The following is a 14,105-nucleotide window of genomic DNA, read 5'->3' on the forward strand; positions in this document are numbered from 1 at the left end:
AAAGATTCGACTGGTGAGGGCTAATTAAAGTTTCACTTTATGATAGAGCGGAGTGTATCTTAACTTATTATGTTTTAAATTTTGCTGACCAAGGCAATACTGAGCCATAGTGAATGTAAAGTTGGAGGGCGAGCGTATATGTTTGATGAGGATGGGATTGTTTTAATTATGGAACCAGCTGATGAAAGAAACTTGAGGAGATTTATTTTTTCAGTGCCAAAGTCAGTGTATGAAAAGAAGGGGCTTACATTACACTATGGAACAGCTATAGGACAAGGATATATGGATATAATTGAAGATATTATCAGCGTACATATAGAAATAGATGTTGTAACGATAATAGGGCATGTAAGAGGATAAATAGCTATTTGAAAAAGGTTATAAACAATTTAGCTAGAAGTTATGTATAGAGAAAATTACAGACAATGATAAAGACGAAGGGAGTCTAAAATGAAAATAAAATCAATTTTATTAGTATTTATAGTTTCAATTGGTTTAATGGGATGTTCAATAGTGGAAGAAGGAAAGAACTCCATAGATTATGCTCAAAAGGCGACAGACTATGTAAATGAAATAAGTGCATTTGCAAACGATGCACCAGCATTAGCAGAAAAGGCTGTTAATGATAGCGAGGCTCGAAAAGAATTAGAAACGAAGCTTAGTGAAATTAAACAAGATATACCCGCATTCAATGAATTAACGCCACCTGATGTAGCAAAGGATCTTCATCAACAAATCGTCGGATATAACGAAAAGTTAAATACGTTAATTGATACGGCGATGACAAAGATAGAAGAAGGAAAAGTGGATGTAGAGCAATTTAAAAACTCAGAGCTTATGCAGACGGTAGATCAAGTTCGAGATTTGAAAGATAAGGTGCAAAATTTAGGTCAATAACAAAAAGCTCCGTTTGTAACAAACGGAGCTTTTTGTTATTGGATACAATAAACGATTACACCAACGATAATAATCATGTTGCCGATGAGTTTACGTTTCGTTATTTTTTCCCCTAGGAAATACCAACCGAAAATTAATATGATGATATAACTTAAGGATTCTAATGCTGATGCTTGTTTTAATTCCATGCCCTTCATGGCGATTACATTTAATCCAGCATTAAGTACAAATAAAGAGTAACCGATAATAACATAAGGATTCACATATTCTTTTATTCTAGAATCGTATTGTTGTAAAGTAGCTTTTTTTAATAATATTTGTGAGTAATTTGCTAAAATTATCCCGAAAATAAACAATAGTATATAACTATTCATCTTTTGTCACCACCACAATTCCGACGATAATAATAGCTGCACCAAGTAAATGATTCCACTGAATTGTATCTCCAAATAGAAATACTGACCAAAGCATTGACCATAGTATAATAATCCCTCGATGTGAATATGCTTTTGAAATTTCGAAATGTTTAATTACTTGTTGCCATAAAATTGCATATCCGAATAAAAGTATAACAAGTCCGAAATAAGCAACAAAAAATGAGATTGAAGCAATTGGAAATTGAGCTGCCCATTTCATGTAAACCATAATGATAGAATATATCAAAAAAGCTACATGTAAAAATACATAATTTTTAATAGTTGGTTTCATTTATTCACTCTCTTTTACATATAAATATCTATTTATATCTGTTTTTTCAATGATAGATATAGAAATATATTTTGTTTAATCTTTCACATTCCAAATTATATAGTATCATGGCTTTTATTGTAAAACAATAGAAGTCATGCATTCATTTTTTCCAAGATTCTACAATATGTATCGTTTTATTTGTTGCATCCAACTCTACTTGAACACCGAAAGGTATAGTAATCATTGGATGTGTATGACAACAATCGAAGTCAGCTAGAAAAGGAATTCTTTGATTTTGAAGTACTTCCAACAGTATTTCAAAAGGTTTTCGATTTGTACCACAATCATCAAATTGCTCATGTTTTCCAAGAATGATACCTGAAATTTTATCAAATACACCGTTAATTTTAAGGAATGAAAAGCTTCTTTCGATAGTAGCTGCATCTTTTGAACTGTCCTCAATAAAGAGAATATCGCCTTCTTGAATATGTGGCATATAGGGGCTAGCCCAAATTCCTTGTATCGTGTTTAAATTCCCGCCAATAATACGCCCAGTAGCTTTTCCTTCAATTACTGAAATCCAATTGTTTGGTCGAAGTTCTTTCTCCTTCGTCTTTTCTTCCCAATTAATAAATTCATCTGACCAAAATAATGGTTGTTTTATATGATAAGGAAGAGATTGATCATGTAGTAAAGTTTCTGCAAAATATTTGTATGTGCAGTTAACAAAAGGTTCAAATTCGCCAAAGGAAGGGACGAGAGCTGGCCCATAAAATGTAGGGATTCCTGTTTTAGCATAAATTCCTAGTAATAAAGCAGTTGTATCTGAATATCCAATCATTATTTTAGGGTTATTTAGAAAAGCATCATAATCAATATAAGGTAATATTGAATTTGAATTCATCCCACCAATTGTTGACATAATACAAGAAATATTAGGGTTTCTTATCAAGGCATTTAGTTCATCAGCACACTCTTGTATACTACCAGAACGATAAAAATCATATCGACCTGTTAATGAACTTTCTAATATATGAAACCCTTTCTGTTGTAAGTAAGATTTTGCTCGTCCAAATCTATTTGGGGAAGTGTAGGTTACTGGTGAAGAAGGAGAGTAGATCCCAATTGTGTCTCCATATTTTAATGATTTTGGAAGTAGCATTTGTATGAATCCCTTCTATTAAATAGTTTATTTACAAGATTTTATTGTTGAATATTCTTATATTTCAGTATTATTAGTGTAACATAAACAAATTAAAATAATAATTACTGTATATGAATAAATATACTTTTTACCTTGACTGTATAAAGGAATTGTTGTTAAGGTTAAATGTGAGTGTATAAAAGGTTTGCTAAAGGAGTTTTGAAATGAATCGGTTAAAATGGGGAAGGATGACAGTCCTATTAGTCATTATTTTAGGGATATGTTGGTTCTTATTCCAAGGAAATCAAAAGAGCGTAGCGAATGTAGAAGGACAACCTTTGCAAGTGGCAGAACTACCTAAAGCAGGATTTACTGAAAAAGTAGTCCCGCCAAAGTACATCCCACCAGAAATTAACGCAAAAGCGGCTATGATTATCGATGCGAGTGATGGAGATATTATTTATCAATATAATGAAAATGAAGCTTTTGCACCGGCTAGTATGTCTAAGATGATGACAGCGTATCTCCTACTAGAGAGTATACATAACGGGAAAGTTCGCTGGGAAGATCCAGTTAAAATGAGTGCGAAGGCGGCACAAACAGAGGGAGCGAGAATCCCAGTACAAGTTAATGACACATTAACTGTTAAAGATTTATATCATGCATTAATGATTGAGTCAGCTAATAATTCAGCTGTGGCTTTAGCAGAACATATGGCAAAATCGGAGAAAGATTTCGTTCAGCTTATGGATGCAAAAGCGAAACAGTTAAAAATGTCGGAACATGCTAAATTTGCAAATGCTTCTGGATTACAAGAGCCAGATGGAAGTGAAACAAAAATGACGGCTGGTGATGTAGCACAATTGGCGTATCATCTTATAAAAGATTATCCGGAAATATTAGAAGTGACTCACTTACGTCAAAGTCAGCTAGCATTTAATAATATTAATGTTATAAGCACAAACGACATGTTAAATAAAAATAATAAAAGTTTATATATAGAAGGAATGGACGGACTAAAGACTGGATTTACAGATAGCGCAGGATACTGTTTTACGGGGACTGCAAAGCAAGGTGATAATCGAATTATTACAGTGGTCATGGGGACATCAAGTAAAACAAAACGTTTTACAGAGACAAATAAGTTAATGTCGTATGCATTTGGATTAGTTAATTAAGTAAGTAAAATACGAATCTAGATCGCTACATAAGTAAGACTGTTTGTTGTTACTAATTTTAGATAACAACAAACGGTCTTTTTATTTTAACTTTAAAAAGGAAAAAGATTCTAAATACAAGTGTTATCATTTGAGTTTATTTGTTGCTGTGATATTATAAAGTTATAAGCTTATTAATAATAAGTTTGAGGGGCGTAATATGACATATACATATGAAATAGCCTCAATTGAAAATTGGAGGGAATTATGATGGCAAAAGATTTTTACTCAGCAATTGAAGACAGAAGATCTATTTATGCAATTAGTAAAGAGCAAGTAGTTTCTGATGAAAAAATTCAAGAAGTGATTTATCATGCTGTAAAACATACACCTTCAGCTTTTAATTCTCAAAGTGCTCGCGTTGTTGTTTTATTAGGAGAACAACATGATAAATTATGGGATATTACGAAAGAAACATTAAGAAAAATTGTACCTGAAAATAACTTTGCACCTACTGAAGAAAAAATGAATGCATTTAAAAGTGGTTATGGAACGGTTTTATATTTTGAAGACAGTGAAGTTGTGGAAGGCCTTCAAGCAAACTTTGCATTATATAAAGATAATTTCCCAACTTGGTCTCAGCAATCATCAGGAATGTTACAATTTGCAATTTGGACAGCTTTAGAAATTGAAGGGTTTGGTGCTACGTTGCAGCATTACAATCCGCTAATTGATGAAGAAGTGAGAAAAGAGTGGGATGTTCCAGCAAATTGGAAGCTCACTGCGCAAATGCCATTTGGTAAACCGGTAGTACATGCTGGTGAAAAAGAATTCCAACCGTTAGAAAACCGTGTGAAAATTTATAAATAAAATAATTTGATAAAAGGTGAACAGGAATATAACCTGTTCACCTTTTTTTATACGTAATAAGGTTTTTTTTGTCCAGCATTTTTCATCTGATTTTTTAATTCATTTTTACGTTTTTCAATAGCTGATACTTTTTGTAATGTTATCATTGAAACGAATTGAATAAAAGCATAGTATAGCTCTATATTTTTTTGTATTGGATCATCTATTATATTTCTCACAAATATGCCTCCTCTTTTTATTTCAATAAAACTCGACATGAATGGGAAGTCCGAGTGGTGAGGGCTCTAATAATCATTGGGGATGGATAAAAGCCCTATTGGTTAAAGTTTTACTTTATAAGGGAATGAAAAAATATCAGTTCGCTAAAATTTCAATTTATTTAGATGTGTATATAATACTATAAATATCCTATAAATTCCATGGTTAGAAAAATAGAACAGTTGGTATGATGTGTGTTTTCTTTAAAGGAGAAATGGTTTTTATGAAATAAATCTTACAATTCGTCAAATTATTTCAAAATTGTAGATAGTATAGAAATTTAGTTTTCTAAAAATATTATACTATTGATAAATAGAGTGATTTTTGTCATGATGAAAGTATACTTCATGTAAGGAGCTTTATAAGGAAATACATAATGTGGTTTGTATTAGGTTAATAGAATTTTTTATAGAAGATAGAAAAGCGATGTTTTATATTGAGATATTAAATGAAATGTCGAATTTTCATGCGATATATAAGAAATTTGAAAAAATCATTGCAAAAACACTATAATTAATGATAAAGTTCACATGAAGTTCACACGGATTTCACTTTGTTCATTTAAAATGAACTCTGTGTGAAAAATAAAACTCTTGCTAAAAAATGGAACTGGATGAATATTTTACTTTGATAATATTGTAAAGTATTAAAGTTTTAAGTTTTTTTTAAGAGGATAGTAGGGAAAGGAAGTAAAGACAACTTATGAAAAAAGTAATTGCAGGTTTAGCAGCAGCTTCTGTAGCTGGCGTTGCAGTTCCAGGAATGGATTCTGCTCATGCACAAGTTTCAAATGAAGCGCTAAAAGAAATTAATGGACAAACTCAAACTCAAACGACTGTAACTGAAACAAAAACTGTAGAAACAACTTCTGAATTAAAATACACAGTAACTGCTGATGTATTAAATGTTCGTTCAGGTGCTGGTACAGGACATAACGTTATTTCTAAAGTGAAATCAGGTCAAGTGCTACAAGTAGTTGGACAAGAAAACGGTTGGTTCAAAGTAAACGTAAATGGTCAAACAGGTTATGTAAGTGGTGACTTCGTAACGACTGGTGGCAAAACAGGAACGACTGTTCAACAAGGAACAGGTACTTATACAGTAAACGTTTCTTCACTTAACGTACGTACAGGCCCAAGTACATCTCATACAGTTTTAGGTTCTGTAAACAAAGGTAAAACAGTACAAGTTGTAGGTGAAGTACAAGATTGGTTTAAAATCAACTTCAATGGTGGAACTGGATACGTAAGCAAAGACTTCGTAACAAAAGGTGGTTCTGCTGTATCTAACGAAACACAACAACCAACTACAAACAACAATACTACAACAGTTCAAACTGGTGGTTCTTATGTTGTTAACACTGGTGCTTTAAAAGTACGTACAGGCCCAGCTACATACAACGCTGTAATCGGTGGAGTAACAAATGGTAAAGTACTAAACGTTACTGGCGCTGAAAATGGTTGGTACAAAATTAACCATAACGGCCGCACGGGTTACGTAAGTGTAGACTTCGTTAAGTTTGTAAAAGGCGGAGTAAACAACGTTACAAATAACAATAACAATAACGTTACAAATAACGTTCAACAACCAGGTAAAGACGTACAAAAACCAACAACAGGTGGAGATACATCTTCAATCGCTGGATTCGCTAGATCTTTAAATGGTTCACCATACAGAAATGCTGGTACAACACCTGCTGGTTTTGACTGCAGTGGATTCATTCACTACGTATTAAATCAAACTGGTCATAAAGGCGCTCGTCAAACAGTTGCTGGATACTGGAGCTCTAAAACAAAAACTAGCAATCCACAACCAGGTGATTTAGTATACTTCCAAAATACTTATAAATCAGGTCCTTCTCACATGGGTGTTTACTTAGGAAACGGTCAGTTCATTAGTGCAGAAACAGATGCAACTGGTGTACGTATTAGTTCTGTAAGTAACTCTTACTGGAGCAAGCACCTATTAGGTTACACAAAAGCATACTAAGAAAAAGTAGTTTTATATACTTTTCGTATAGAGAAAAGGCTTTCCAAGGAAACTTGGGAAGCCTTTTTATAATTGTATAAATTGGAAGTTTAATAGTTTTTATTTTAAATTTCCATTTAAAAATCGATCATATAAGTCATGGAAATAGTTAGGACGAAATAAGTTCGCTGCATGTCCTGCTAAAGGTATTTCCTTATATAGAACGTTAGGTAAAATAGATTTCAAATCAAATAGACAAGATTTATAGAGATGATCATGCTCTCCCATTACCCATAGTATAGGGTGAGGAAGTGATTTTAATTTAGACTTTAAATCGAATTCTAACCGATGTCGTAATGACTGGGCAATAATGGATGAATGTAATTGTAATCCGAAACGGTAGTAAATATTTCTTGAAATGACTGCAAACGGATTTGCTTTTAGTATACCACTTGGAAAAATAGTATTTGCGTATTGAGAGAGCCATTTAGAGTATTCATCCCCTCGCTTCTCCCAAAAATTTTGGAATACGCTATATAAGCGAGAAGGGTTATTGTAATGTCCTCCAATATGACAAATACTTAATACTTTTTCTGGATGCATTTGTGCAAAAATTGTAGAGATGTAACAGCCGTAACTTAGCGCACAAATATGAGCTTTTTTAATACCTTCTTGTTCATATAAGTTTAATAATTGATCTACGAGACGCTGTAATGAAAAGTCGATTGCTTCTCCTTTATCATCACCGTGACCTAATAAGTCATAAGTTATAATGTTGTAGGAGGCAGAAAATCGTTTTTGCTCCTTTTTGAAGGCGCGACGATTGCCAACTAATCCATGAATAAAAATAATTGTTTCCTTTTCAGAATGTATATTTGTTTGCAAAAAGGATACTCCTTTCACTAACTGGAGATTTATATCGTGTTTTAAATTATTTATCTATAATTCACATAGAATAATATTAAGTACCAGGTAATAATATCAGATGTTTATATCTGTTGTAAAGATGAGTTTTTATGTATATTTTGTAAAAATAGAAAAAGTGTGTTTACATTCAGTTTACATTTGTATCGTATTCTAATTTTAGAAAGAATAGTTTGGTTTAACATGAGGAGATGAACAGGAATGGAAGTTAGAAATGAAATGAAGAAAAAAGGGAGCTGGAGGCAGTTTTTACGCTTTATTCAAGATACAAATCCTCCGAAAGGAATTTTAATTTTTGCGTTATTAATGAGTTTGCTTTCTACGGGAGCGAGTTTATTTATTCCTATGCTAACAAAAGGATTAGTAGATAATTTTTCGCTTTCTTCAATTAGTGCAGGACAAATTGTTGGGTTAGTTGCTTTCTTTGTAATGCAAACTATTGCGGCAGGGTTGTCTATATATTTACTAAATTATATTGGGCAGAAGATTGTAGCGGGACTAAGAGAACGTTTGTGGAAAAAGGTACTTATCTTGCCGGTATCTTATTACGATCAAAATAGAACAGGTGATACCATTAGCCGTATGACGAATGATACAGGTGTTGTGAAAACGTTAATTTCTGAGCATTTGTCAAACTTATTAACAGGTGGTATTTCAATTGTTGGATCGTTAATTGTATTATTTGTGTTAGATTGGAAAATGACTGCGTTACTTTTAACGGTTATTCCGTTGTCTGTATTAATTTTAGTTCCACTTGGACGAAAAATGTATAAGATTTCAAAAGCACTTCAAGATGAAACGGCATCTTTTACAAGTGTGTTAACGCAAGTGTTATCAGAAATTCGTTTAGTGAAATCTTCAAATACAGAAAAAAGAGAATATGAAACGGGTAATACAGGCATACAAAAGTTATTACAATTTGGTTTGAAAGAAGGAAAAGTGCAAGCATTAATTTCGCCAGTTATGTCGTTTGTTTTAATGGCACTACTTGTTATTATCGTAGGATATGGCGGGATGAGAGTTTCTAGCGGTGCATTAACAACTGGTGAACTTGTAGCGTTTATTTTGTATTTAGTTCAAATTGTAATGCCGATGAGTCAATTATCTATGTTCTTTACACAATTCCAAAAGGCAATTGGTGCAACGGAAAGAATTAGTACGATTTTAGAATATAAAGTAGAAGATCATGAAACTGGTGTGAAAGTGACAAATGCTAAGCAACCGATCGTTCTTGAAAATGTACATTTTGAGTATAACGAAGAAGAGCAAGTTTTGAGAAATATTGATTTCACAATTGAATCTGGAAAAGTGACAGCGATTGTAGGACCAAGTGGTAGTGGGAAAACAACGTTATTCTCATTACTGGAACGTTTTTATGAGCCAACTAGTGGTGCCATTAAATTAGGAAAAGAATCAATTACGAGTTATTCATTACAGTCATGGCGACGTCAAATCGGTTACGTATCACAAGATAGTCCGTTAATCGATGGAACGATTCGTGATAATATTTGTTACGGCGTTGAAGGCGAAGTAACGGATGAAGAAATTGAAAAAGTAGCAGCAATGGCATATGTTGATGCATTTATTCATGACTTACCAAACGGTTATGCAACAGAAGTTGGAGAACGCGGTGTGAAGCTTTCTGGTGGACAAAGACAGCGAATTGCCATTGCCCGAGCGTTACTTCGAAATCCGCAAATTCTTATGCTCGATGAGGCAACTTCAAGCTTAGATAGTAAATCTGAGTCTGTCGTTCAAAAAGCGTTAAATAACTTAATGAAAGGCAGAACAACGTTAGTGATTGCGCATAGACTTTCTACTGTTGTAGATGCAGATAAAATTATCTTTATTGAAAAAGGGAATCTTACAGGTAGTGGTACGCATGATGAATTATTACAGACGCATGATATGTATCGTGAGTTTGCAACGCAACAATTGAAAATTAAAGAGGGTGCATTTTAAAAAAATATATTAGATGCTAAGTAGAAAGGAAATGGTTCCTTTGATACCTAAAATTTTAATAGTAGACGACGATCCACACATTAGGGAACTCGTTTCTGTATTTTTAGAACGAGAAGGTTTTCAAACATATGAGGCAATTGATGGAGTAGATGCACTTCGGAAAATGGATGACGTAAAAGTCGATATGGTTATTCTTGATATCATGATGCCAAATATGGATGGATTTGATGTATGTTTTGAATTAAGAAAATACTATGATATCCCGGTTCTGATGCTAACTGCCAAAGGGGAAACATCACAAAAAGTAAAAGGATTTCACCTTGGGACAGATGATTATCTTGTAAAGCCATTTGACCCTATAGAACTAGTAGTGAGAGTAAAGGCATTATTGAAACGTTACCAAATTACAGTTTCACAATCGATTCAAGTTGGAAATGTATTATTAAATCGTAAAACATTCGAAGTTACATCTGGAGAACAAACGGTTATGTTACCGTTAAAAGAATTTGAGCTGCTTTTTACTTTAGGGTCTAAATCGGGAAGAACTTGTTCGAGAGAGCAATTAATTGAAGAAATATGGGGATATGATTTTGAAGGGAATGAACGTACACTAGACGTTCATATTAATCGGTTACGTGAGAAGTTTCAAGAAGAGCAGTCGAAATTTAGTATTAAAACAATAAGAGGATTAGGGTATCGCTTAGAGGTAAGTAAATGAGAAAAAGAAAACGAATGAGTAAGTTGAAGATGCTGAAAGTATTTGGAGCGGTATTAGCGCTCTTTTCTTTTCTTACTATCATTTGGTCTATCGCATTTTATGTAGCAACTAGTATATTGAATGCTTTTGACGTAAACGTATCGCCATTTGTTGCCTTTCTAATTAGTGATATGGTCGGTTTTGTATTTATTATTCTTATTTGGACATTAATTGGAATATTAATGAGGCCAAAACGAGAGGCAATGATTTGGACTATTATTGAACCGATACAAAAAATTGCAAAAGGAGACTTCTCCGTAAAAATACGAAATGAAGAAAAGTATGATGGAGAAATTGGTGTGCTCGTAAAAAGTATAAATGATATGACAGATGAACTGAATACGATGGAGAAAATGAGACAAGAATTTGTATCGAATGTTTCTCATGAAATACAGTCACCATTAACTTCTATAAAAGGGTTTGCTAGAGCACTACAAGACGATAATCTTTCTGAGGAAAAAAGAAAACATTATCTTACCATTATTGAAACTGAAACAACGAGATTATCTAAACTAAGTCAAAACTTATTGAAGCTAACTCTTTTAGAATCAGAAGAGTATATACCAGAAAGAGTGAGTTATCGATTAGATCAGCAGTTAAAGCAAATTGTGTTAAATAGTGAACCACTCTGGGCTGAAAAAGAAATCGAGTTAGAACTAGATTTAGAAAAAGTACATGTTATTGCTGACCAAGAAAGTATGAGTCAAGTGTGGATTAATTTAATTCATAATAGTATTAAATTTACTCCAAGCGGTGGCACGATTACTATTCAGTTAAAGGAACATGAAACAGTAGTGGAAGTGCGCATCCGTGATTCGGGAATCGGTATATCAGAAGAACAGAAACAACATATTTTTGAGCGTTTTTATAAAGCGGATTCTTCACGAAATCGTGCCTATGGAGGAAGTGGCTTAGGTTTAGCTATTGTAAAAAAAGTACTCGACCTTCATCAAGGAGAGATAAAAGTAGAGAGTGAAGAAGGAAATGGAACAGAATTTATTGTGTGTATTCTTAATTATGAAGAAAAATAGTGTTAGAAGGAGAGCCTTCTAACACTATTTTTCTTTAAAAATGCATTTACCGTTACTGCAATTATATTGATAAGCTTTTCCTTCGCTATTCATACGGTATGAGTAATCAGATTCTTTATCGTTCTTAAAGTCAACGTATGCTTCTGCACCGTTTTTATCGTCATCTATATCAATGAATTGAACGTTTCGTATAGAATAATCTTTCTTTTCTCTTAAACCTCTTCCTTGCAAGTTTGTATGAATACCATCTACTAACTGGTCAAACAAAGACCAGTTTAAATTAAGATGTTCAAATGACTCAGTATGTCTTCCTAAAATACCGTTGTCTTGTATTATTTTTTTATTATCATCGTATGTATAAGAGTATGTAAAATATGGTTCGTCTTTATATACTACTGTTGCATAATAGCCAATATTATAAATGGGAGTATATTTTCCGGTTATGTCTTGTATTTCTTCTTGCTTATAACCTTTTTTAATATGGAGATAATTGCTAGTATCTTTTTCTATTACTTTATAATTTAGTGGATTACCAAATATAAAGTACAGGGCAAACAATATGATAAATAGTCCGACTGCAGTTAGTAACAAGACCCATTTTTTTCTTTTCATACACATACACTCTCCTATGCTGGATTTGTTTTTATTTTACATGAATAATGGTAAAAACATGAAACTTATAAACAAAAACTTTCTATAGTTACCTACAAGTAACCTACGCACATGAAAGTGCATCATTGCCTTTTTACATAAACATAGATACAATTTTAATATAATACATAACTGAGATGATTAAGGAGTGTTATACTTGGCAGAATTATTACAAGGTAAAAATGCTTTAATTACAGGAGCAGGTAGAGGGATTGGTCGCGCTGTCGCAATCGCATTAGCGAAAGAAGGCGTAAATGTAGGCTTATTAGCTCGTTCAGAAGAAAACTTAAAAGCTGTAGCGAAAGAAGTAGAAGCAGAAGGTGTAAAAGCCGTTATTGCAACTGCTGATGTTTCTTCATACGAAGAAGTAACAACTGCGATTGAAACGTTAAAAAATGGTTTAGGATCTATCGATATTTTAATTAATAACGCTGGTATTTCTAAATTCGGTAAGTTTTTAGAACTAGACGTTGCTGATTGGGAAAAAATCATTCAAGTAAACTTAATGGGTGTATACTATGCAACTCGTGCAGCTTTACCGAGCATGATTGAACAACAATCTGGTGATATCATTAACATTTCATCTACAGCAGGGCAAAAAGGTGCACCTGTAACAAGTGCATATAGTGCTTCTAAATTTGGTGTCCTTGGCTTAACAGAATCGTTAGCGATGGAAGTTCGCAAACATAACATTCGTGTAACAGCTTTAACTCCAAGTACAGTAGCAACTGATATGGCTGTTGATTTAGGATTAACTGATGGAAACCCTGATAAAGTAATGCAAGCAGAAGATATTGCAGAATTTATCGTAGCGCAGCTGAAATTAAATAAACGTACATTTATTAAATCTGCTGGGCTTTGGTCTACTAATCCATAGGAAGTAAATTTAACTTTAAAAGAAGGGATATCTATTCTGTAAGGGGTAGATGTCCCTTCTTTATTTTTTGTATTCGAGACAGAATTTTCGGTATAATCAAAAGTGAATGGTAGAAAGCATTGGAAAATTGAAAGGGGTGGTATTTGCATGAATGGAATTGAGAAATGGACGGCTGTTGATCAATATATGAGTGATGTATTAATACCGAAAGATTCTACATTAGAAGGGGTTCTTCAAACTAATGCTGCAGCTAATTTGCCAGCACATGATGTATCACCAACGCAAGGGAAGTTTTTACAACTGTTAGTACAAATTCAAGGGGCTCGTAATGTTTTAGAAATTGGCACGCTAGGCGGGTATAGCACGATATGGCTTGCTAGAGCATTGCCATCTGGAGGCCGAGTTGTTACATTGGAAGCAAGTGAAAAACATGCTGAAATTGCACGTAGCAATATTGAGCGTGCTAATTTGACTGATAAAATTGAAATACGAACAGGATTAGCGTTAGATTCTTTACAACAAATAGAAAACGAGAAGTATGAACCGTTTGATTTTATTTTTATAGATGTTGATAAACAAAATAACCCTGCTTATTTTGAATGGGCACTAAAACTATCACGACCGGGTACTGTAATTATTGGGGATAACGTAGTACGTGAAGGAGAAGTTATTGACAATACTAGTACCGATCCTCGTGTACAAGGGATACGTCGTTTCTATGAATTAATAGCTGCTGAGCCACGTGTTAGTGCTACAGCGCTTCAAACTGTCGGAAGTAAGGGATACGATGGATTTGTAATGGCAATCGTAAAAGAATGAGGTAAGGAGATAGATAGAATGAAAAAGATGTTTGAAAAATTATAACATGTATCTTGTATAACGAGATTAGCTCGTGGGCCTCCGACATACATAACACTAT

At 33.4% G+C, this 14,105-nt stretch carries 16 protein-coding genes; 10 read left to right on the forward strand and 6 right to left on the reverse strand.

What is annotated here, in order from left to right:
• Positions 1-138 precede the first annotated feature (138 nt).
• Both ACQRBL_RS09245 and ACQRBL_RS09250 read left to right on the forward strand, forming a co-directional pair.
• Positions 139-360 (forward strand): hypothetical protein, encoded by a 222-nt coding sequence (locus tag ACQRBL_RS09245; RefSeq protein ID WP_000459099.1) that lies wholly within the window; start codon positions 139-141, stop codon positions 358-360.
• Positions 361-450: 90 nt separating this feature from the next.
• Entirely contained in the window at positions 451-897 is a 447-nt protein-coding gene (locus ACQRBL_RS09250; RefSeq protein ID WP_000695203.1) for a DUF6376 family protein, read from the forward strand.
• A 35-nt stretch (positions 898-932) separates the two neighbouring features.
• Here the strand turns inward: ACQRBL_RS09250 and ACQRBL_RS09255 are convergent, their stop codons facing one another.
• The 3 genes from ACQRBL_RS09255 to ACQRBL_RS09265 all read right to left on the reverse strand — a co-directional run bounded on the left by ACQRBL_RS09255 (position 933) and on the right by ACQRBL_RS09265 (position 2,749).
• A complete protein-coding gene (locus ACQRBL_RS09255; RefSeq protein WP_071730988.1) occupies positions 933-1,271 on the reverse strand; it encodes an EamA family transporter in 339 nt (112 codons plus the stop codon).
• The gene (locus ACQRBL_RS09260) at positions 1,264-1,605 is read right to left on the reverse strand and encodes an EamA family transporter (RefSeq protein ID WP_000805130.1); all 342 of its coding nucleotides are present in this window, start codon (positions 1,603-1,605) and stop codon (positions 1,264-1,266) included. The genes ACQRBL_RS09255 and ACQRBL_RS09260 overlap by 8 nt, the downstream gene beginning before the upstream one ends.
• A gap of 142 nt (positions 1,606-1,747) precedes the next feature.
• Complete coding sequence (locus ACQRBL_RS09265) at positions 1,748-2,749, reverse strand: S66 family peptidase (RefSeq protein WP_411995685.1); 1,002 nt, start codon at positions 2,747-2,749, stop codon at positions 1,748-1,750.
• Positions 2,750-2,955: 206 nt separating this feature from the next.
• Between ACQRBL_RS09265 and ACQRBL_RS09270 the strand changes: the two genes are divergently transcribed.
• Positions 2,956-3,909: a D-alanyl-D-alanine carboxypeptidase family protein gene (locus ACQRBL_RS09270; protein ID WP_001080881.1), complete on the forward strand. Its 954-nt coding sequence runs from the start codon at positions 2,956-2,958 to the stop codon at positions 3,907-3,909.
• A 246-nt stretch (positions 3,910-4,155) separates the two neighbouring features.
• Complete coding sequence (locus ACQRBL_RS09275; protein ID WP_002093949.1) at positions 4,156-4,758, forward strand: nitroreductase family protein; 603 nt, start codon at positions 4,156-4,158, stop codon at positions 4,756-4,758.
• Positions 4,759-4,805: 47 nt separating this feature from the next.
• On the opposite strand, the gene ACQRBL_RS09280 is transcribed toward ACQRBL_RS09275, so the two are convergent.
• Positions 4,806-4,976, reverse strand: a complete 171-nt coding sequence (locus tag ACQRBL_RS09280) for a DNA mismatch repair protein MutT (protein WP_141526226.1) — start codon at positions 4,974-4,976, stop codon at positions 4,806-4,808.
• A 742-nt stretch (positions 4,977-5,718) separates the two neighbouring features.
• On the opposite strand from ACQRBL_RS09280, the gene entFM reads away from it, so the two are divergent.
• Positions 5,719-7,005 (forward strand): enterotoxin EntFM, encoded by a 1,287-nt coding sequence (entFM, locus tag ACQRBL_RS09285; RefSeq protein ID WP_411995684.1) that lies wholly within the window; start codon positions 5,719-5,721, stop codon positions 7,003-7,005.
• A gap of 99 nt (positions 7,006-7,104) precedes the next feature.
• Here entFM and ACQRBL_RS09290 read toward each other — a convergent pair whose 3' ends face one another.
• A complete protein-coding gene (locus ACQRBL_RS09290) occupies positions 7,105-7,869 on the reverse strand; it encodes an alpha/beta fold hydrolase (protein ID WP_023521720.1) in 765 nt (254 codons plus the stop codon).
• Between the two features lie 240 nt (positions 7,870-8,109).
• Between ACQRBL_RS09290 and ACQRBL_RS09295 the strand changes: the two genes are divergently transcribed.
• The 3 genes from ACQRBL_RS09295 to hitS are packed head-to-tail and all read left to right on the forward strand — an operon-like array spanning position 8,110 to position 11,658.
• Complete coding sequence (locus ACQRBL_RS09295) at positions 8,110-9,870, forward strand: ABC transporter ATP-binding protein (RefSeq protein ID WP_411995683.1); 1,761 nt, start codon at positions 8,110-8,112, stop codon at positions 9,868-9,870.
• Positions 9,871-9,910: 40 nt separating this feature from the next.
• Positions 9,911-10,588, forward strand: a complete 678-nt coding sequence (gene hitR / locus ACQRBL_RS09300; protein ID WP_015055113.1) for an envelope stress response regulator transcription factor HitR — start codon at positions 9,911-9,913, stop codon at positions 10,586-10,588.
• Positions 10,585-11,658 (forward strand): envelope stress sensor histidine kinase HitS, encoded by a 1,074-nt coding sequence (gene hitS / locus ACQRBL_RS09305; RefSeq protein WP_001231619.1) that lies wholly within the window; start codon positions 10,585-10,587, stop codon positions 11,656-11,658. The genes hitR and hitS overlap by 4 nt, the downstream gene beginning before the upstream one ends.
• A gap of 24 nt (positions 11,659-11,682) precedes the next feature.
• Here the strand turns inward: hitS and ACQRBL_RS09310 are convergent, their stop codons facing one another.
• Positions 11,683-12,276: a DUF3139 domain-containing protein gene (locus ACQRBL_RS09310; RefSeq protein ID WP_003270270.1), complete on the reverse strand. Its 594-nt coding sequence runs from the start codon at positions 12,274-12,276 to the stop codon at positions 11,683-11,685.
• A gap of 190 nt (positions 12,277-12,466) precedes the next feature.
• Between ACQRBL_RS09310 and ACQRBL_RS09315 the strand changes: the two genes are divergently transcribed.
• Together ACQRBL_RS09315 and ACQRBL_RS09320 are read left to right on the forward strand one after the other, a co-directional pair.
• On the forward strand, positions 12,467-13,186 hold the full coding sequence (locus ACQRBL_RS09315) for a 3-ketoacyl-ACP reductase (RefSeq protein ID WP_000818985.1): 720 nt from the start codon (positions 12,467-12,469) through the stop codon (positions 13,184-13,186).
• Positions 13,187-13,333: 147 nt separating this feature from the next.
• Complete coding sequence (locus tag ACQRBL_RS09320) at positions 13,334-14,005, forward strand: O-methyltransferase (RefSeq protein WP_411995682.1); 672 nt, start codon at positions 13,334-13,336, stop codon at positions 14,003-14,005.
• Positions 14,006-14,105 lie beyond the last annotated feature (100 nt).

The sequence above is a fragment of the Bacillus sp. AF62 genome (genome assembly GCF_050312695.1).
GTDB classification, from domain to species: Bacteria; Bacillota; Bacilli; order Bacillales; family Bacillaceae_G; genus Bacillus_A; species Bacillus_A cereus.